This is a genomic window from Micromonospora echinofusca, assembly GCF_900091445.1.
Lineage (GTDB): Bacteria > Actinomycetota > Actinomycetes > Mycobacteriales > Micromonosporaceae > Micromonospora > Micromonospora echinofusca.
In genome coordinates, this window is sequence record NZ_LT607733.1 from 2,372,501 (window position 1) to 2,390,250 (window position 17,750).

A 17,750-nucleotide genomic window follows, 5' to 3' on the forward strand; every position below is an offset into this window, starting at 1 on the left:
GGGCCAGGCTAATCCGCCCTGGGTGAGTCGGGACCTAAGGCGAGGCCGAGAGGCGTAGTCGATGGACAACGGGTTGATATTCCCGTACCCGCGAAAGAGCGTCCCTGATGAACCTCGTTGTGCTAACCATCCAAACCAGCCAAGGCCTTCGGGTTGAGGTTGGGGAGCGTGGGAACCTGGCGGGTAGTAGTCAAGCGATGGGGTGACGCAGGAAGGTAGCTGAGCCCGGCCGGTGGTTGTGCCGGGGTAAGCGTGTAGGCCGTGTTGTAGGCAAATCCGCAACACATGAAGGCTGAGACGTGATGCCGAGCCGATTCAGGTGAAGTCAGTGATCCTATGCTGCCGAGAAAAGCCTCTAGCGAGTTCTTAGCGGCCCGTACCCCAAACCGACACAGGTGGTCAGGTAGAGAATACCGAGGCGATCGGGCGAACTGTGGTTAAGGAACTCGGCAAATTGCCCCCGTAACTTAGGGAGAAGGGGGGCCGGAGACGTGAAGCCCCGCGCGGGTGGAGCGTTGTATGGCCGCAGAGAGCAGGGGGAAGCGACTGTTTACTAAAAACACAGGTCCATGCGAAGAAGTAATTCGATGTATATGGACTGACGCCTGCCCGGTGCTGGAACGTTAAGGGGACCTGTTAGCTCTTCGGGGCGAAGCGGAGAACTTAAGCGCCAGTAAACGGCGGTGGTAACTATAACCATCCTAAGGTAGCGAAATTCCTTGTCGGGTAAGTTCCGACCTGCACGAATGGCGTAACGACTTCCCCACTGTCTCAACCACAGGCCCGGCGAAATTGCATTACGAGTAAAGATGCTCGTTACGCGCGGCAGGACGGAAAGACCCCGGGACCTTTACTATAGCTTGACATTGGTATCTGAGTTAGCTTGTGTAGGATAGGTGGGAGCCGGTGAAGTCCATACGCCAGTATGGGTGGAGGCAATCTTGAAATACCACTCTGGTTGATTTGGGTATCTAACTTCGGACCGTTATCCGGTTCAGGGACAGTGTCTGGTGGGTAGTTTAACTGGGGCGGTTGCCTCCTAAAGGGTAACGGAGGCGCCCAAAGGTTCCCTCAGCCTGGTTGGCAATCAGGTGTTGAGTGCAAGTACACAAGGGAGCTTGACTGTGAGACTGACAGGTCGAGCAGGGACGAAAGTCGGGACTAGTGATCCGGCACTTGCGAGTGGAAGCGGTGTCGCTCAACGGATAAAAGGTACCCCGGGGATAACAGGCTGATCTTCCCCAAGAGTCCATATCGACGGGATGGTTTGGCACCTCGATGTCGGCTCGTCGCATCCTGGGGCTGTAGCAGGTCCCAAGGGTTGGGCTGTTCGCCCATTAAAGCGGTACGCGAGCTGGGTTTAGAACGTCGTGAGACAGTTCGGTCCCTATCCGCCGTGCGCGTAGGATACTTGAGAAGGGCTGTCCCTAGTACGAGAGGACCGGGACGGACGAACCTCTGGTGTGCCAGTTGTCCCGCCAGGGGCACGGCTGGTTAGCTACGTTCGGAAGGGATAACCGCTGAAAGCATCTAAGCGGGAAGCTCGCTTCAAGATGAGGTATCCCACCCCACTTTGTGGGGGTAAGGCCCCCAGCTAGACGACTGGGTTGATAGGCCGGAAATGTAAGCCCGGTAACGGGTTCAGTTGACCGGTACTAATAGGCCGAGGACTTGACTACTAAGCTGCTACGCGTCCACTGTGCAACTCTCGATAAACGAACAACAGACCACGGTGTGGTGTTGTTTGATATGTCGATAGAGTTACGGCGGTCATGGCGGAGGGGAAACGCCCGGTTACATTCCGAACCCGGAAGCTAAGCCCTCCAGCGCCGATGGTACTGCACTCGGGAGGGTGTGGGAGAGTAGGACACCGCCGGACAATCTTTCAGTTCAGGGTCACCCTTTCGGGGTGGCCCTGAACTGCGTTACGCACCCTTTCCAGGCGGGGCCGAAAGCCGAAGCTCGACCGGGCACGGCAGAAGGGCCGTCAGAACGCGTAGCGGACGCGGCAGTACGGCGCTCTCGCGGCGACCAGGTCCGTCAGCGCCGCCACGTAGGCGCCCTTGGCGCCGGTGCGGTAGCGGACGTTCCAGCCCCCGGTCTGCGACCGCTTCGGCTGCTGGATCTCGGGCCGCCAGAGCACCTGCTCGGCCTTCGGGTGCCAGCCGAGGTTCACCTCGTGCAGCCGGTCGTTGTGGGTCAGGAAGATGACCTCGGCGGCGAGCTGCGCCTTGGCGGCGGGCCCGAGCGCGTCGTCGAGCTGGTCGAGCAGCTCCGCCCAGTCGTCCAGCCACCCGTCACGGACCACCACCGGGCTGAAGTTGACGTGCACCTCGTAGCCGGCCGCGACGAAGTCGTCGATGGCGGCCAGCCGCTCGGCGACCGGGGAGGTCCGGATGTCGAGCAGCTTCGCGTCCCGGGCCGGCATCAGCGAGAACCGGACGCGGGTGCGACCTTGCGGATCCCAGTCGAGCAGGTCACGGTTGACGTGCTTCGTGGCGAACGTGGCCTTCGCCGTCGGCAGGTCCCGGAACAGCGTCACCAGGTCCCGTACGTTGTCGGAGATCCGGGCGTCCAGCGAGCAGTCGGAGTTCTCGCCGATGTCGTACACCCAGGCGGCCGGGTCGCACTGGTTCGGCTCGCCCTTGACGCCCTGCCGGCCGACGTGCCGGCGCAGGTAGCCGCCGATCCGGTCGATGTTGGCGAAGACCGTCACCGGGTTGCTGTAGCCCTTGCGTCGAGGCACGTAGCAGTAGGCGCACGCCATCGCGCAGCCGTTCGCGGTCGACGGGGCGATGAAGTCGGCCGAGCGGCCGTTCGGTCGGGCGGTGAGGGACTTCTTGACCCCCAGCACCAGCGCCTCCGTCTTGATCCGTACCCAGCGGGCGACGTTGGTCTCGTCCCCGTACAGCTCGGGGATGCGGGAGTGGCTGTCGACCTCCACCCGCTCCGCGTCGGGAAAACGCTCCAGCACGGCCCGCCCACGGGGCAGGGCGGCGGCCTCCGGCTCCACGTAGATCCGCCGGATGTCGAACAGCCGTGGGTGCGGGACAGCGTCGGTCACGAAGGGGACAACTGCGGGCCCGGCACCGGTGTTCCCCCGTCCGAGCTGCAGTTTTCGTGCCCCACCCCCGGGTACCCGCACGCATGCCCGAGGGTCACCTCATCCACCGGTACGCGCGCGAGCAGCACGCCGCGCTCGCCGGGCAGGTCCTCGCCGCGTCCAGCCCGCAGGGCCGGTTGGACGTCCGACCGTACGACGGGCGGCGGCTGCGCGCCGTCGAGGCGCACGGCAAGCACCTGCTCTACCACGTCGACGACGCGCCGGCCCTGCACGTGCACCTCGGCATGCGGGGTCTGTTCCTGCGCCACGACGACCCGACCGTCCCGCCCCGCACGGGCGTCCGGCTGCGCCTGGCCGGCGCCGGCGTCGCGTACGACCTGATCGCGCCCATCCGCTGCGAACCGCTGCCGGACGACGGCGAACGCGCGCTGCGGGCCTCCCTCGGCCCCGACCCGCTGCGCGCCGACGCCGACTTCGAGGAGGCGGTACGCCGGCTCGGCGCCACCCGCGGCGCGGTCGGCGCGGCCCTGCTCGACCAGGCCGTGTGGGCGGGCCTCGGCAACGCCTGGCGGGCGGAACTGCTCTTCCTCGCGGGCCTCGACCCGGACACGCGGGCGGTCGGGGCGGCGCCGGCCCGCCTGCTGTGGGAGCTCGCCGTCGGGTACCTGGCGTTGGGGCGCGACGCCGGGCAGGTGGTCAGCGACCCGGCGGCACCCGACGAGCGGTGGGTGTACAAGCGCCCGGCCTGCCGGCGCTGCGGCGCGCCGGTGCGCACCTGGCAACTGGGCGGTCGCACGGCGTACGCCTGCCCGGTCGACCAGCCCGCCGCGTGACCCGCCTCCGCGCCGCCCGTCGCCGTCGGCGGGACCGGCGGCGACGGGCCGACGGTCAGCGGCGGAACCGACGGGAGTCGGCGAGCCGCAGGGCGTTGCACACGTCGACGACGCCCTCGACGTCCCAGGCGATCTCGCCGGCCACCCGACGGGTGTCCGGGCCGGCCACGATGCCCGCCAGGATGACGACGCGGTTCTGCACGGTCACCACGATCTGCTGGCGGCGGGTGGTCCAGTCGCTGCTCAGCCGCTGGGCGACCAGCGCCGCCAGCCGGCCGTCCTCGTCGTCCGGCGAGGGGCCCGGCGGCTGCGGGTGGGACGCGCCCTCGTCCGGGTACGGCCAGGGGATGAGCATGGGTGTTTCCTCTCGGTGCTCTGCCGGCCCCGGGGGCCGGGATCGGTCAGCGGGACGACGCGTCGGTCATGACCGCCGGGGAGAGCCCGCGCGGCTCCGGCCCGGCGACGACGGCCGCCAGGTCGCCGGCCCCGCCGGGGGACAGCCGGCGCAGGGCCTCCTGCGGGCTCGCGAAGATCGGGAACAGCCCGTCGAGCCGCATCGTGTGCAGCACGGTGCGGATGAAGCGGGACGGGGCCGCCAGGCAGAGCACGGCACCGCGCTCGCGGGCGTCGCGGTGCGCCCGGACGAGCAGCCCGAGCCCGGCGGCGTCGATGAGATGGACGCGGGTCAGGTCCACCACCACGTGCCCGCAGACGTCCACGGCCTGCCGCAGGGCGGACCGGAGTTCGTCGGCGGCGTCGGCGTCGATGTCCCCGGCGGCCGTGACCACCGCGACGTCGTCGAGGTGGTCGACGCCCAGCACCCCGCCGCCCGGCTGCCCGCCCTGCCCGGCCGTGTCGCCCCCGAGGTCGAGACCCGGCAGGCTGCACCGGGGGCAGCGGTGCGGGCCCGTGGCGAACGGCGAGCCGCTCCAGCCGTGTTCGGCCACCAGGGTCCAGACGACCTCGGCGTCGGGCAGGACGCACGCGGTGCCCGTGGTCGTGTCCCCGCAGTTGTCGCAGATCAACGTCATCAGGTGCTCGTCCGGTACGACGGTCATGGTGTCTTCCTCCACGGGAGGTCGGGCCGTGCCATCCGCCGGCCCGCGACCGGCGGCGTCTGGGCGGTGTCGAGGTCCGGCCCCGTGCCCCGCGGCGCGGCGGCGGCGCGTCGCGGGCCGCCGGCCGTGGCGGCCACGAGGACGACGCCGAGGACGGCCGAACCGGCCGGCACAGCGACGCGCCACGCGCCGGACCGGTCGGTGTCGAGGCCGACGATGCGGGCCAGGATGACGCCGAGCAGCGCGGTGACGATCCCCGCTACCAGGGCCAGCCAGAGCGGCACCTCCCGCCGACGCGGGGTGATCCGCCAGCCCACCCCGGCGACGAGGAGACCGACGGCGAGCGCGGTGACGATACCGGCGACGGTCATTCTGATCCCCTCCTCCGGGACCGGTCGGCCGGCAGGGCCGGACCACGGGCGTGCCCCACCACCCTCGGCGTCACCCGTGGCGCAGGCCACGCGGTTGTATGACAGTTGCGTGACAAAACCGCTGAACGCCGGACACGGTTGGGCGGCGCTCGTCGCCTTGGGGATGATGCCGGTATGACGGACGTGCTGGTGATCGAGGACGACGACCGGATCCGTCTGGCGTTGCTGCTCGCGCTCGAGGACGAGGGCTACCGCGTCCGGGGCGTGGCCAGCGCCGAGGAGGGGCTGCTCAGACAGCGCCAGGAACCGGCCGACACCGTCCTGGTCGACCTGATGCTGCCCGGCCTGGACGGCTTCGAGTGCATCCGGCGGCTGCGCCGCGAGGACGACGTGCCGATCGTGGTGGTCAGCGCCCGCGACGACACCCACGACATCGTCGCGGCGCTGGAGGCGGGGGCCGACGACTACGTGGTCAAGCCGGTGGCGATCAAGGAACTGTCGGCGCGGCTGCGCGCCCTGCGGCGCCGGGCCCGGGCGGCGCCCGACCCCGTCCCGGTGCTCACGTTCGGGCAGCTGGAGATCAGCCCGGACGCCGGGGAGGTACGCCTGGCCGGGCAGCCGGTGCCGGTCACGCGTACCGAGTTCCGGCTGCTGTGCGAGCTGGCCGAGCACGCCGGCCGGGTGCTGTCGCGCCACCAGCTGCTGCAACGGGTCTGGGGCTACGACACCGGCGACGAGCGGCTCGTCGACGTGCACGTCGGGCGGCTGCGGCAGAAGATCGAGGACGATCCGGGCAATCCCCGGCACCTGGTCACCCTGCGCGGCCTCGGCTACAAGCTGACCCGGTGAGGCGGCTCGGACTGCGGGCCCGGGTGTCCGCCGGTTTCGCCGTCGGCGCGCTGCTGCTGTCGGCCTCCATGGCGCTGGTCTCGTACGAGCTGACCCGGCGGTCGCTGCTCGACGAGCGGGAGCGCACGGCGGTGCGGGCGGCGTACTTCGACGCGGCGGTGGTGCGTACCGGCCTGGACACGGAGGACCCCGACGTGGTGGAGGTGCTGCGGTCGCTCGACACCGGCGGGATCCGCCGCCCGCTGCTGCACCGGGAGGACGACTGGTACGCCCGTACGGCCGACGCCGGCCTGACCGCCGCCATCCCCGTCGACCTGCAACGGCTCGTCCACGCCGGCGAACCGGCCGTGCAGCGGGTCCGGGTCAACGGCCAGCCCACCCTGCTCGTCGGCCTGCCGCTGGCGCCCTCCACCAGCTACTACGAGCTGACGTCGCTGCGGGAGCTGGACCAGACCCTGCAAGTCCTGGCGCTCGCGCTGACCGCCGTGGCCATCGTGGTCGCCGGTTCCGGCGCCGCCCTCGGCTGGTACGCCACCCGGCACAGCCTGCGGCCGTTGACGGCGGTGGCGGACGCCGCACAGGAGATCGCGGCGGGCAACTTCTCCGCCCGGCTCGCGACGACCACCGACCCCGATCTGACCCGGCTCTCCACGTCCTTCAACCACATGGTCGACCAGCTCTCGCGCCGTATCGAGCGGGACCGCCGCTTCGCCGCCGACGTCAGCCACGAACTGCGCTCGCCGTTGCAGACCCTGTCGGCCGCCGCCAGCGTCCTGGCCCGTCGCCGGGCGCACCTCGACGAGCGCACCGCCACCGCGGCGGGGCTGGTGGCCGACGAGATCACCCGGTTCCAGCAGCTCGTCAACGACCTCATCCAACTCGCCCGCAGCGACCAGCCGGTCGACCGGACGCCGGTCGACGTGGCGGCGCTGGCCCGCCGGGCCTGCCAGGCACGCGGGCTGCCCGACACCCTCGTACGGGTCGAGCGGGACGTCGCCCCCACCTGGCTGGTCGACGAGCGTCGGGTCGAGCAGATCCTGGCCAACCTGGTCGACAACGCGCTGCGCCACGGCGGCGGGCCGGTGGCCGTACGGCTGTCGCAGCGCGACGGCACGGGGATCGTCGAGGTCGACGACGAGGGGCCGGGTGTGCCACCGGAGGATCGGGAGATCATCTTCGACCGCTTCGTCCGGGGCCGGGCCGCGCACTCGCGCGCCGACGGCGACGGTACGGGGCTCGGGCTCGCGCTCGTCGCCGAGCACGTCGCCGCGCACCGGGGGCGGGCCAGCGCGGGCGATCGCCCCGGCGGGGGCGCCTGCTTCCGGGTCGAGCTGCCCGGAGCGCTGCCGTGACCGCCCGTACGCCCGCGCGCCGGCCGCCCGCCGTGACCGGCCGCCCGCCCGCGAGCCCGTCGCCGGTGTCCCGCCGGTGGGCGTGGCGGTCGGGCCGGTGGCGCGGCGTCGGCGGCGCGCTCGTCGTCCTGGGGCTGCTGGCCGGCTGCGGCGTGCCGACCGAGGATGCCCCGCGCACCGTGGCGCCTCCGCCCGGCCCGTTCCCCTCGCCGGGGACGGTCGCCGCGACGCCGAGCCCCACCCTGGCGACGGGTCGGACGACCGCGGTCCTCTGCTTCGTCCGCGACGACCGGCTGGTCCGCGTCGAGCGTCGCGTCGACGGCACGCCCACCGTCGACGCCCAACTCCAGCACCTGCTGGCCGGCCCGACCCCCGCCGAACGCGAGACCGGGCTCACGACGGCCCTGCCCGGGGCCGTGCCGGTGGCCACCGCCCGGCCACGCGGCACCGAGGTCGACGTGGAACTCGGTGGCACCGGCGACGAGACGGGCCGCAGCGACGAGGTCCTCGCCTTCGGCCAGATCGTCTGCACCCTCACCGCCCGCTCCGACGTCGACACCGTGGCCTTCCTCCGGGGCGGGGCCCCGCTGGGGGTGCCGCGCGCCGACGGCTCGCTGTCGCGGCGGCCCCTCGCCGCCGACGACTACGCCGGCCTCGTCGCCCCCCGCTGACGGACCGCCCCGACGGCGGCTGCCCCGTCGGCCTTCCGACGGCGGCCCCGTCGGCTCTTGTCGGCCGCCTGCCGTCGGCGCACCGGTGGCCGACCACCGTGCGGGTCCGGCGGGTCAGCCGCTGAAAGCGGCGAGGAACCGGTCGCGGAAGGCGTCCATCGGCCAGACCGGTGCGCGCGGACCCGGCCGGAGGCCCTCGTCCCAGCCCCAGCCCGAGATCCGGTCGAGCACCGCCGGGTCCCGGGCGACGACGGTGACCGGGACGTCCCGGCCCGCCCCGGCACCGGTGACGACCGGGGCGGGCTGGTGGTCGCCGAGGAAGACCAGCACCAGGTCGTCGTCGCCGTGGGTCTCCAGGTAGGACACGAGGGTGGACAGCGAGTACTCGACGGACCGGCGGTAGCCGGTGCGCGGCTGCGACGACGGGTTGCCGGTGCTCGCGTCGTGGAAGACGGTCCCGTCGCCGAGTTCGGCCCAGTCGACGAGGCGCGGGATCTTCGTCCACGGGGAGTGGCTGGACACCAGCGCGATCTCGGCCATCACCGGGGCGCGGTCCGCCCGTGCGCGTTCCAGGCGCTCGAAGGCCGCCAGCGTGTACTGGTCGGGCATCGGCGCGTAGCCGAACTTCGGTCCCCGGTAGCCGAGGCTGCGGCCGTCGTAGAAGCGCTGGTAGCCGAAGAAGGCCCCCTCCGGCCAGGGGTGGGTGGCGGCCGGCATCACGCCGACGGTGCGCCACCCGGCCCGCCCGAAGGCGCCGCCCAGCGTCAACCGGTCGCTGGCCAGCAGGCTGCGGTGCCGCTGGTCGTTGTCGACCCACATCCCGGACAGCAGCGTCGCGTGGGCCAGCCAGCTGCCGCCGCCGGTGGTCGGCGAGGTGAGGTACCCGCTGCGGGAGGCGAAGCCGGCCGCCCGCAGCCGGCGGTCCCCGTCGGCCAGCACGGCACCCACGCCAGGGGCGTACTCCGGGTCCTGCACCGCGTCGCGCCCGTAGCTCTCCACGAAGGCGACCACCACATCCTTGCCGCGCAGCGCGCCCAGCAGACGCTCGCCGGGGGCATCCCGGAACGCGTCGTCGCCGACCTGGGCCGCGAAGACCTCCCGGTCGCGCAGCCGGGCGCGCACCTGGAGCGCGTGGGCGCCGACCAGGTCGGTCGCGGCGGCGTCGGCAACCGGCACGCCCGGGGACACCCGCACGCCGAACGCGGCGCAGGCCAGCCAGACGACCACCAGCGCCGCGACGGTACGCCGGGTGGCCGTACGGTGCCGGGCGAGCAGCGGGGCCAGCCGCAGCACCGACCGCGTCGTCGCGAGGAGCAGGGCGGCGAGCAGCAGCACGGTTGCGACGACCGCGCCGGCGGCGCCCGCCCGGCCCACCGAGTCGGTGAGGAACCCGAACGCGTCGTCGAGCAGGGCCCAGTCGAGCACGAGGTCGAAGGGGCGGCCGAGCGTCGCGAGGAAGCCGAGGTCGGCGAGCTTCAGTACGGCCAGCAACCCGAGCGACGCGCCGGCGAGCGCCGCCACCGGGCGCCGCGCGCGTGCCGGCAGGGCGAGCAGCAGAGCGACGACGAGCAGCCCTTCGAGGGGTACCCGCACGAACGCGCCGGGCGTGAGTCGGGCGGGCTGGTGGGGCGCCGTCAGGACGGCCAGCACGAGCAGGGCGGCCAGTGCGGTCCCCGCCCACGCCGCGCCCCGTCGCCGCCCGTCCGCTGCTTCGCGACTACGGCCGCGCACTCCGACAGCCGGCCGGCCACGCCCGTCCGGCGGCGGGTTCGGACCGACCTCGTGCGGCGGGCTCGGGTCGGCCATGTGCGGCGGGTTCGGGCTGGTCACCGGCGGCGGCGACGTCGGGTCAGTCACGGGCGGCAACGAGGTCGGGGCGTACCGGCGCGGGCCGGACCCGGCGGTGCGCGACGGCCGGCGGCTCCGCACCGGGGGAGCGGTGCCGCCACAGCCACGCGACGTCGCGGCCGAACGACTCGACGAGCAGGGCCAGCGCGACCGCCAGCACCAGCGCGTCGCCCGGTCCGGGCAGCACCCCGGCCGCCGCGACCAGCAGCAGCACGCCCTGCGCCGCCGCCACGACCTTGCGCCAGTACCGCGCGGGCAGCGGTCGGCGCAGCCAGGGCAGCACCCACCCGGCGGCGACGAACGCGTACCGCATGGCGCCGAGGGCGAGCACCCAGGCGCCCACGGCCGGCGCGACGGCCGCCCCGAGGACGAGGATGAGGAACGCGTCGACCTCCATGTCGAAGCGGGCCCCCAGCGCGCTGGCGGTGCCGGTACGCCTGGCCACGTACCCGTCCACGGCGTCGAGGGCCAGCGCCACGGCGGTCAGGGCGACCAGCACCCCGGCCGGCGCGGGCCGGTCGACGCCGGTCGGGACGAGCGCGTCGCCGGTCAGCGCCGTCACGGCGCCGACGAGGAGCGCCCGGGCCAGGGTCACCCGGTCGGCGGGCCCCAGGGCGTGCGAGCCCGACCCGCGCAGCCCCCGGTCGAGGGTCAGACACAGCACCGCCCCGTACGCGCCCCCGGCGAGCCAGCCCGCCGGGCCGAGGCCGACCGTCGCGGCCAGCCCCGCCAACAGGACAATCTGGACGATCAACCCGATCGCCGGGCCTCTTCGAACCGTTGGCACCGTGCCTCCGTGTCTATGGTCGACGACTTCCGACAGGAACTACGGGAAATACCGCCGTTCGGTTCGCCGCGGACGCGGGTGAGGAGGAGCCGGTGACCGGTGAGGCGCGCGCCTTCTGGCTGCGTACGCCCGGCAGGGGGGAGATCCGGCCGATGCCGCTGGCCGTCCCCGGCCCGGGTGAGGTGCTCGTGCGCAGCCGGTACTCCGGGATCAGCCGCGGCACGGAGACGCTCATCTTCGCCGGTCGCGTCCCCGCCGACCAATACGCGGCGATGCGCGCCCCGTTCCAGGAGGGCGACTTCCCGGCGCCGGTGAAGTACGGCTACCTCAACGTGGGAGTGGTCGAGCAGGGCCCCGCCGAGCTGCGCGGCCGGACCGTGTTCTGCCTGCACCCGCACCAGAGCGCGTACGTCGTACCGGCCGAGGCGGTGGTGCCCGTACCCGACGCGGTGCCGCCCGCCCGCGCGGTGCTCGCCGGGACGGTGGAGACGGCGGTGAACGCCCTGTGGGACGCCGCGCCCCTGGTCGGCGACCGGGTGAGCGTGGTCGGCGCCGGCATGGTGGGCTGCTGCGTGGCGGCGCTGCTGGCCCGCTTCCCGGGCGTACGGGTGGAGCTGGTCGACACCGACCCGACCCGGGCGCAGGTGGCCGCCGCACTCGGCGTCGGGTTCGCCCCGCCGCAGGAGGCGACCGGCGGACGGGACCTCGTGGTGCACGCCAGCGCGACGGCCGCCGGTCTGCAACGCTCGCTGGAACTGCTCCGGCCGGAGGGCACCGTCGTGGAGCTGAGCTGGTACGGCGACCGCACCGTCGCGCTGGCGCTGGGCGGGGCGTTCCACTCCGGCCGGTTGACCGTACGCGCCAGCCAGGTGGGCGCCGTGGCGCCGGCGCGGCGGGACAGCCGCAGCTTCGCCGACCGGCTCGGGCTCGCCCTGGACCTGCTCGCCGATCCCGCCTTCGACGCGCTGCTCACCGGCGAGTCCCGCTTCGCGGAGCTGCCCGACGTGCTGGCCCGGCTGACCGCCGGCAGCCTCCCCGCCCTGTGCCACCTCATCACCTACGACGGAGAGTGAACCGTGTTCAGCGTGACCGTCCGAGACCACATGATGATCGCTCACAGCTTCCGGGGCGAGGTGTTCGGCCCGGCGCAGCGCCTGCACGGGGCCACGTTCGTCGTCGACGCCACGTTCCGCCGCCGGGAGCTCGACGCCGACGGCGTGGTGGTCGACATCGGGCTGGCCACCGCCCAGCTCAGGGCGGTGCTCGGGGAACTGACCTACCGCAACCTCGACGACGACCCGGCCTTCGCCGGGGTGAACACCACCACCGAGGTGCTGGCCCGTGCGGTCGCCGACCGACTCGCCGCGCGGGTACGCGCCGGCGACCTCGGCGCGGGCGCCCGCGCCCTGGCCGGCATCACCGTCACGCTGCACGAGTCGCACGTCGCCTGGGCCAGCTACGAACGGTCGCTGTGAATGGCGACGGTGCACGTCGTGCTGCCCAACGACATCGACGACCCGGCCGAGCCGAGCGGCGGCAACGGCTACGACCGCCGGCTCTGCCGGGGTCTCGCGGCGGCCGGCTGGACGGTCCGCGAGCACGCCGTGCCCGGCGACTGGCCCCACCCCGACCGGGCCGCGCGCGCCGGGCTCGCCGAAGTGCTCGCGGCGCTGCCCGACGCCTCGCCCGTCCTGCTCGACGGGCTGGTCGCCTCGTGCGTGCCGGAGGTGCTGACCCCGCACGCCCGGCGGTTGCGCGTTGTCGTCCTCGTGCACCTGCCGCTGGAGCACGACGCCGAGGCCGCCGCCCTGGCCGCGGCCGTCGCGGTCGTCACCACCAGCGAGTGGACCCGGCGGCGGCTGCTGGACCGGTACGCGCTGCCGCCCGACCGGGTGCATGTCGCCCGGCCCGGCGTGGACCCGGCCCCGCCCGCGCCCGGGTCACCGGCCGGGGGGAACCTGCTCTGCGTCGCCGCCCTCACCCCGCACAAGGGCCACGACGTGCTGGTGGAGGCGCTGTCGACCGTCGCCGACCTGCCCTGGAGCTGCGTCTGCGTGGGGCCGCTGACCCGGGACCCGGAGTTCGTGGCGGCCCTGCGCCGGCGGGTCGGCGGGCACGGGCTCGACGACCGGGTGCGCCTGGTCGGCCCCCGCACCGGGGTGGCCCTGGACGCCGCGTACGCCGCCGCCGACCTGCTGGTGCTGCCCTCGCGCCGGGAGACGTACGGCATGGTGGTGACCGAGGCCCTCGCGCGGGGCGTGCCGGTGCTGGCCACGGCGGCCGGCGGGCTGCCCGAGGCGCTGGGTCGCGCGCCCGGCGGGGCGGCGCCGGGCCTGCTCGTGCCGCCCGACGACCCGATGGCCCTGGCCGGCGCGCTGCGGCGCTGGCTCGGCGAGCCCGCCCTGCGCCGGGCGTTGCGGCGGGCGGCGCGGGCGCGGCGGCACACGCTCGCCGACTGGGCCGTGCCCGCGGCCGTCGCGGGCGCGGTGCTGGCCGGGGTGGTGGCGGCATGACCGGGCAGCTGCCGCCGCACTTCGCGGCCTGGCTGGCGCTGCGGGAGCCCGCCGACGCGGCGGCCCGCGCCGTGGACCTGGTGGATGTCGTGCGTCGCCGGCTGGCCGGCGCCGGGCCGCTCGTCGTGCACGACCTCGGCGCCGGCACCGGCTCCATGGGGCGCTGGCTGGCGCCGCTGCTGCCCGGCCCGCAGCACTGGATCCTGCACGACCGCGACGCCGACCTGCTCGCCCGCGCGGCCGCCGGGATGCCCGCCGCCGCCGGTGACGGCGCCCCGGTCACCGTCGGGACCCGCGCCGGCGACCTCACCCGGTTGACCGCCGCCGACCTGTCCGACGCGTCGCTGCTCACCGCGTCCGCGCTGCTGGACATGCTCACCGCGCAGGAGATCGAGCGGCTCGTGGCGGCGTGTGCCGCCGCCGGCCGCCCGGCCCTGCTGGCCCTGTCGGTGACCGGGCGGGTGCGGCTCACCCCGGCGGACCCGTGGGACGGGCGGATCGCCGCCGCGTTCAACGACCACCAGCGTCGTACGGTCGACGGACGGGCCCTGCTCGGGCCGGACGCCGTACCCGCCTGCGCGGCGGCCTTCGCCCGGCACGGCGTCGACGTGCTCGTGCGGCCCAGCCCGTGGCGGCTCGGCCCGCAGCAGGCGGAACTGGTCGGCGAGTGGTTCACCGGCTGGCTCGACGCCGCCTGCGAGCAGCGGCCCGAGCTGACCGGCCCGACCAGGGCGTACGCCCGCCGGCGCCGCGCCGAGATCGCCGCCGGCCGGCTCGACGTGCGGGTCGACCACCTCGACCTGCTGGCCGGCGGTGGGTGAACCGGACGCCCCGCCCGTGCGTGCCGACGGGCGGGGCGATCGTCGGGGGAGGGCCGGGAAGGCGGCGGGCACGACGCGCCGGTTCTGGCCGTGGGCACGGCTGCTCGGCGGCGGGGGCCTGCTGGCGGTCCTGCTGGGCTGGCTCGGCACCGGCCCGTTCCTCGCCGGGCTGCGCCTGATCGACGTCCCGGCGCTGGCCGCCGCCGTCGGCATCGGAACCCTCACCACGTTCTGCTGTGCCTGGCGGTGGAGCCTCGTGGCGGGCGGGCTGGGCGTACGGCTGCCGCTGCCGACGGCGCTCGCGCACTGCTACCGCGCGGTGTTCCTGAACGCGACGCTTCCCGGCGGTGTGCTCGGCGACGTGCACCGGGCGGTGCGGCACGGCCGCGACGTCGGCGACGTCGGCCGGGGCGTGCGCGCGGTGGTGTGGGAACGCGCCGCCGGGCAGGTCGTGCTGGCCGTCGTGGCGGTGGTCGTGCTCGCCGCCTTCCCGTCGCCGGTGCGGCCCCACCTGCCGGCGGTGGCGGCGCTGCTGGCGGCGGCCGGGCTGGGCGTCGTCCTGCTGGCCCGCGCGCTGCCCAGCACCGGCGCGTCGCGGTGGGCGCGTGCGGCGCGCGCGGCGGCGGCCGACGTCCGGGCCGGGCTGCTCGGCCGCCGCGCCTGGCTGGGCGTGCTGGTGGCCTCCACCGTGGCCGTCGCCGGCCACCTGGCCACCTTCGTACTGGCCGCGCGCACCGCCGGCTCCACCGCGCCGCTGGCCCTGCTGGTGCCGCTGACGCTGCTGGCGCTGCTGGCCATGGGAGTGCCGGCGAACGTGGCCGGCTTCGGCCCCCGCGAGGGCGTGGCGGCGTGGGCGTTCGGCGCCGCCGGCCTGGGCGCCGCCGAGGGCGTCGCCACCGCCACGGTGTACGGGACCCTGGTGCTCGCCGCGAGTCTGCCCGGCGCCGCCGTCCTGCTGGTCCGCCGTGCCCGTGTGCCCGCCGACACCGTCTGACGAGGAGCCCGATGTCCGAAGCCCCGCCCGCCGCCACCGTCCGTACGCAGGTCACGGTGCCGCTGCGGTTCCCCGACGAGTACCGCACCACCGCCCGGGTGTTCTCCTTCGCCGGTCTCGTCGACGGCCGGGAACACCTCGCGTTCGGCCTCGGCGACCGGGCCGGCCCCGTCGACGCCGACGCGGCACCCCCGACGCCGCCGCTGGTGCGCCCGCACAGCGAGTGCCTGACCGGGGACGTGTTCGGCAGCCGGCGCTGCGACTGCGGCCCGCAGCTGCGGGAGGCGGTCGAACGCGTCGCCGCCGCCGGCGGCTACCTGCTCTACCTGCGGCAGGAGGGACGCGGCATCGGCCTGTACGCCAGGCTCGACGCGTACGCGTTGCAGGACGCGGGGCTGGACACCTACGAGGCGAACCTGGCCCCGGGGCGCCGGCCCGACGAGCGGGACTACACGGTGGCCGCGCAGATGCTCGCCGCGCTGGGCGTGGACCGGGTCGCCCTGCTCAGCAACAACCCGGACAAGGCCGCTCAGCTGACCCGGCTCGGGGTCGCGGTCGCCGAGCGCGTACCCACCGGGGTGTACCTGTCCGGCGCGAACGCCGGCTACCTGGCGGCGAAGGCCGGGCGTGGCGGGCACGCCCTCGACCTGCCCTTCGTCCGTGACTGAGCGCCCGTACGTCCTGCTCAGCTGCGCGACGTCGCTCGACGGCTACCTCGACGACGCCAGCGGGCAGCGGCTGCTGCTGTCCAACGAGGCCGACCTGGACCGGGTCGACGAGGTCCGGGCCGGCTGCGACGCGATCCTGGTCGGCGCGGGCACGGTCCGCCGCGACGATCCCCGGCTACTGGTCCGTTCCGCACGGCGGCGCGCCGAACGCGTGGCGCGGGGCCTGCCCGCCTCCCCGACCAAGGTGACGGTGACCGGCTGTGGCGACCTGGATCCGGCGGCCCGCTTCTTCACCACCGGCGACGCCGAGCGGATCGTCTACTGTGCCACCCCCGCGGTGGGCAGGACGGGGGAACGGCTGGCCGGCCGGGCCACCGTGGTGGACGCGGGCGAGCCGGTGGACCCGGCGTGGGCGCTGGCGGACCTCGCGGCCCGGGGCGTCGACCGGCTGATGGTGGAGGGCGGGGCGAACGTGCTCGGGCAGTTCCTCACCGCCGGCCTCGCCGACGAACTTCACCTGGTGCTGGCCCCGTTCTTCGTCGGCGACCGGCGGGCACCGAGGTTCGTCGGCGACGGCAGCTTCCCCTGGCATCCCGGCCGCCGGGCCCGGGTGGCGGAGACCCGCCAGATCGGCGACGTGGTGCTGGTCCGCTACGCGCTGTCGGAGCGCTGCGACGCGGGCTGAGCGGGCACCACCCCGAGCGCCTCGTCCACCCGCTCCAACACGGCGACGTCGTCGTGGCCGACGCCGCGCAGCAGGTCGATGGCGGTCGCCCGGATCTGGCCGACGATCATCGTGACGGGCAGCGCCGGGTCGGCCGCGAGCAGCCGACCGGCGACCCGGACCGCCGTCATGGCCGCCTCGTCGGCGCGCGCCGCGTGGCGGTCGGCGTCCTCGCCGGTGAGGTCGGTCGCCATCGCCTCGCCCGCGGCGCGTACGGCGGCGGCCAGGGCGGGCAGCGCGTCGCCCAGCTCCGGCGGCGTCCCGGCGCACAGCCGGGTCAGCGTCACTCCGGCGCGGGCCAGTACCCGGACGTTGCGGACGGCGTAGTCCAGCTGCCGGGTGGTCGCCTCCACGTCGCGCACCTGCCCGACGTGCCGCCGCCGGCGGACGTGGAACCGCAACGTCTCCCCGGTGGCCCGGACCGTCGTGCGCAGCAGGTCGACGCAGTCGTCCAGTTCCCGGGCCCGCTCCAGCGCCGCCCGGGCGGCGGTCTCGTCGCAGCGGGCGAGCGCGCCGTCGAGCTCGTCGAGCACGTCGGCCAGGTCGGCGAAGCTCTGCCGGGCCTGGCTGACCAGCGGAGCGAGGGGGTCGCGGGCGGCCAGGAGCTGGCTCGCGGCCAGGGCGACCGCGCCGCCGATCAGCGCGTCGACGAACCGGAAGGGCATCAGCGTGCCGCTGGGCGCGGCGACCGCCACCAGGTACATGGCGGAGACCGCCGCCTGCACCACGAGGGTGGTGCGCGCCCCGATCGCCACCATCAGGCCGGTGGTCAGCGTCAGCACCAGGAAGACGGTGCCGGTGCCGGGGCCGAGCGCGTACACGAGCAGTTCGGCGACGAGCACGCCGGCCGCGACCCCGAGCAGGATCTCCACCGTCTGCCGGACCCGCCGTCCCCGCGCCTCGCCCAGCACGACCAGCGCGGCCGTGGGCGCGAAGAACGGGTCCGGGTGGCCGATCACCCGCGTGGCGAGCATCCAGGCGACGGTCGCGGCGAGGGTCAGCTCGACCACCGACATGCCGTCGTGCCGGATCCGGCCACCCACGCCCCGCCACCACTGCCGCACCGTCCGTACCCCTTTCCGGCGGGGCGGGCTCCACACCGGACCCGGTCGCCGGGCCGGCGTGGAGGACCGCCCGGCGAGTCCCCGTCCCGGTCACACCGGTTCGAGCGTCGCCTCTACCCGCGCCGGGCATTCG

Annotated in this window: 16 protein-coding genes, 2 rRNA genes and 1 pseudogene (1 of these 19 cut by a window edge); 13 read left to right on the forward strand and 6 right to left on the reverse strand. The window is 74.4% G+C overall.

Features of this window, described 5'->3' with window-relative positions; all coding sequences use genetic code 11:
* Both GA0070610_RS10490 and rrf read left to right on the forward strand, forming a co-directional pair.
* A 23S ribosomal RNA gene (locus GA0070610_RS10490) occupies positions 1-1,679 on the forward strand (it extends 1,432 nt beyond the left edge of the window).
* Positions 1,680-1,762: 83 nt separating this feature from the next.
* Positions 1,763-1,879: ribosomal RNA gene (gene rrf / locus GA0070610_RS10495) — 5S ribosomal RNA — on the forward strand.
* A 108-nt stretch (positions 1,880-1,987) separates the two neighbouring features.
* Here the strand turns inward: rrf and GA0070610_RS10500 are convergent.
* Positions 1,988-3,064, reverse strand: coding sequence for a spore photoproduct lyase family protein (locus tag GA0070610_RS10500; RefSeq protein WP_088999848.1), 1,077 nt, complete (start codon positions 3,062-3,064; stop codon positions 1,988-1,990).
* A gap of 83 nt (positions 3,065-3,147) precedes the next feature.
* On the opposite strand from GA0070610_RS10500, the gene GA0070610_RS10505 reads away from it, so the two are divergent.
* Positions 3,148-3,897 (forward strand): DNA-formamidopyrimidine glycosylase family protein, encoded by a 750-nt coding sequence (locus GA0070610_RS10505; RefSeq protein WP_088999849.1) that lies wholly within the window; start codon positions 3,148-3,150, stop codon positions 3,895-3,897.
* Positions 3,898-3,952: 55 nt separating this feature from the next.
* On the opposite strand, the gene GA0070610_RS10510 is transcribed toward GA0070610_RS10505, so the two are convergent.
* From GA0070610_RS10510 to GA0070610_RS10520, 3 genes are read right to left on the reverse strand one after another with little or no spacing between them, the layout of a single operon-like run.
* Positions 3,953-4,252 (reverse strand): BON domain-containing protein, encoded by a 300-nt coding sequence (locus GA0070610_RS10510; RefSeq protein WP_088999850.1) that lies wholly within the window; start codon positions 4,250-4,252, stop codon positions 3,953-3,955.
* Positions 4,253-4,298: 46 nt separating this feature from the next.
* Complete coding sequence (locus tag GA0070610_RS10515) at positions 4,299-4,955, reverse strand: STAS domain-containing protein (protein ID WP_088999851.1); 657 nt, start codon at positions 4,953-4,955, stop codon at positions 4,299-4,301.
* Positions 4,952-5,326, reverse strand: coding sequence for a hypothetical protein (locus GA0070610_RS10520; protein ID WP_088999852.1), 375 nt, complete (start codon positions 5,324-5,326; stop codon positions 4,952-4,954). The genes GA0070610_RS10515 and GA0070610_RS10520 overlap by 4 nt, the downstream gene beginning before the upstream one ends.
* A 174-nt stretch (positions 5,327-5,500) precedes the next feature.
* Here GA0070610_RS10520 and GA0070610_RS10525 point away from each other — a divergent pair, with 174 nt between their 5' ends.
* The 3 genes from GA0070610_RS10525 to GA0070610_RS10535 all read left to right on the forward strand — a co-directional run bounded on the left by GA0070610_RS10525 (position 5,501) and on the right by GA0070610_RS10535 (position 8,198).
* On the forward strand, positions 5,501-6,175 hold the full coding sequence (locus tag GA0070610_RS10525; protein ID WP_088999853.1) for a response regulator transcription factor: 675 nt from the start codon (positions 5,501-5,503) through the stop codon (positions 6,173-6,175).
* Positions 6,172-7,527 (forward strand): sensor histidine kinase, encoded by a 1,356-nt coding sequence (locus tag GA0070610_RS10530; RefSeq protein ID WP_088999854.1) that lies wholly within the window; start codon positions 6,172-6,174, stop codon positions 7,525-7,527. Before GA0070610_RS10525 ends, GA0070610_RS10530 begins: the two co-directional genes overlap by 4 nt.
* A gap of 65 nt (positions 7,528-7,592) precedes the next feature.
* Positions 7,593-8,198: a GerMN domain-containing protein gene (locus tag GA0070610_RS10535; protein WP_089003406.1), complete on the forward strand. Its 606-nt coding sequence runs from the start codon at positions 7,593-7,595 to the stop codon at positions 8,196-8,198.
* A 114-nt stretch (positions 8,199-8,312) separates the two neighbouring features.
* Here the strand turns inward: GA0070610_RS10535 and GA0070610_RS10540 are convergent.
* Positions 8,313-10,869, reverse strand: a pseudogene (locus tag GA0070610_RS10540) (CDP-alcohol phosphatidyltransferase family protein).
* A gap of 56 nt (positions 10,870-10,925) precedes the next feature.
* Between GA0070610_RS10540 and GA0070610_RS10550 the strand changes: the two are divergent.
* The 7 genes from GA0070610_RS10550 (at position 10,926) to GA0070610_RS10580 (ending at position 16,514) form a co-directional block, all read left to right on the forward strand.
* Positions 10,926-11,906, forward strand: a complete 981-nt coding sequence (locus tag GA0070610_RS10550) for a zinc-dependent alcohol dehydrogenase (RefSeq protein ID WP_088999857.1) — start codon at positions 10,926-10,928, stop codon at positions 11,904-11,906.
* Positions 11,907-11,909: 3 nt separating this feature from the next.
* A complete protein-coding gene (locus tag GA0070610_RS10555; RefSeq protein ID WP_088999858.1) occupies positions 11,910-12,308 on the forward strand; it encodes a 6-pyruvoyl trahydropterin synthase family protein in 399 nt (132 codons plus the stop codon).
* The gene (locus GA0070610_RS10560; protein WP_088999859.1) at positions 12,309-13,346 is read left to right on the forward strand and encodes a glycosyltransferase family 4 protein; all 1,038 of its coding nucleotides are present in this window, start codon (positions 12,309-12,311) and stop codon (positions 13,344-13,346) included.
* A complete protein-coding gene (locus tag GA0070610_RS10565) occupies positions 13,343-14,167 on the forward strand; it encodes an SAM-dependent methyltransferase (RefSeq protein ID WP_088999860.1) in 825 nt (274 codons plus the stop codon). Before GA0070610_RS10560 ends, GA0070610_RS10565 begins: the two co-directional genes overlap by 4 nt.
* A 100-nt stretch (positions 14,168-14,267) precedes the next feature.
* Positions 14,268-15,161: a lysylphosphatidylglycerol synthase domain-containing protein gene (locus GA0070610_RS10570; protein WP_231926176.1), complete on the forward strand. Its 894-nt coding sequence runs from the start codon at positions 14,268-14,270 to the stop codon at positions 15,159-15,161.
* Positions 15,162-15,172: 11 nt separating this feature from the next.
* Positions 15,173-15,829 carry a GTP cyclohydrolase II gene (locus tag GA0070610_RS10575; protein ID WP_088999861.1) on the forward strand — a complete coding sequence of 219 codons (657 nt, stop codon included), beginning with the start codon at positions 15,173-15,175 and terminating at the stop codon, positions 15,827-15,829.
* Positions 15,822-16,514, forward strand: coding sequence for a RibD family protein (locus tag GA0070610_RS10580; RefSeq protein ID WP_088999862.1), 693 nt, complete (start codon positions 15,822-15,824; stop codon positions 16,512-16,514). Before GA0070610_RS10575 ends, GA0070610_RS10580 begins: the two co-directional genes overlap by 8 nt.
* On the opposite strand, the gene GA0070610_RS10585 is transcribed toward GA0070610_RS10580, so the two are convergent.
* Entirely contained in the window at positions 16,481-17,617 is a 1,137-nt protein-coding gene (locus GA0070610_RS10585) for an FUSC family protein (RefSeq protein ID WP_231926049.1), read from the reverse strand. The genes GA0070610_RS10580 and GA0070610_RS10585 overlap by 34 nt on opposite strands.
* Between the last annotated feature and the right edge of the window lie 133 nt (positions 17,618-17,750).

Coding starts and splice junctions, on each gene's coding strand:
- GA0070610_RS10505 (WP_088999849.1), top strand. CDS start 3,148: ATGCCCGAGGGTCACCTCATCCACCGGTACGCGCGCGAGCAGCACGCC.
- GA0070610_RS10525 (WP_088999853.1), top strand. CDS start 5,501: ATGACGGACGTGCTGGTGATCGAGGACGACGACCGGATCCGTCTGGCG.
- GA0070610_RS10520 (WP_088999852.1), bottom strand. CDS start 5,326: ATGACCGTCGCCGGTATCGTCACCGCGCTCGCCGTCGGTCTCCTCGTC.
- GA0070610_RS10515 (WP_088999851.1), bottom strand. CDS start 4,955: ATGACCGTCGTACCGGACGAGCACCTGATGACGTTGATCTGCGACAAC.
- GA0070610_RS10560 (WP_088999859.1), top strand. CDS start 12,309: ATGGCGACGGTGCACGTCGTGCTGCCCAACGACATCGACGACCCGGCC.
- GA0070610_RS10575 (WP_088999861.1), top strand. CDS start 15,173: ATGTCCGAAGCCCCGCCCGCCGCCACCGTCCGTACGCAGGTCACGGTG.
- GA0070610_RS10565 (WP_088999860.1), top strand. CDS start 13,343: ATGACCGGGCAGCTGCCGCCGCACTTCGCGGCCTGGCTGGCGCTGCGG.
- GA0070610_RS10510 (WP_088999850.1), bottom strand. CDS start 4,252: ATGCTCATCCCCTGGCCGTACCCGGACGAGGGCGCGTCCCACCCGCAG.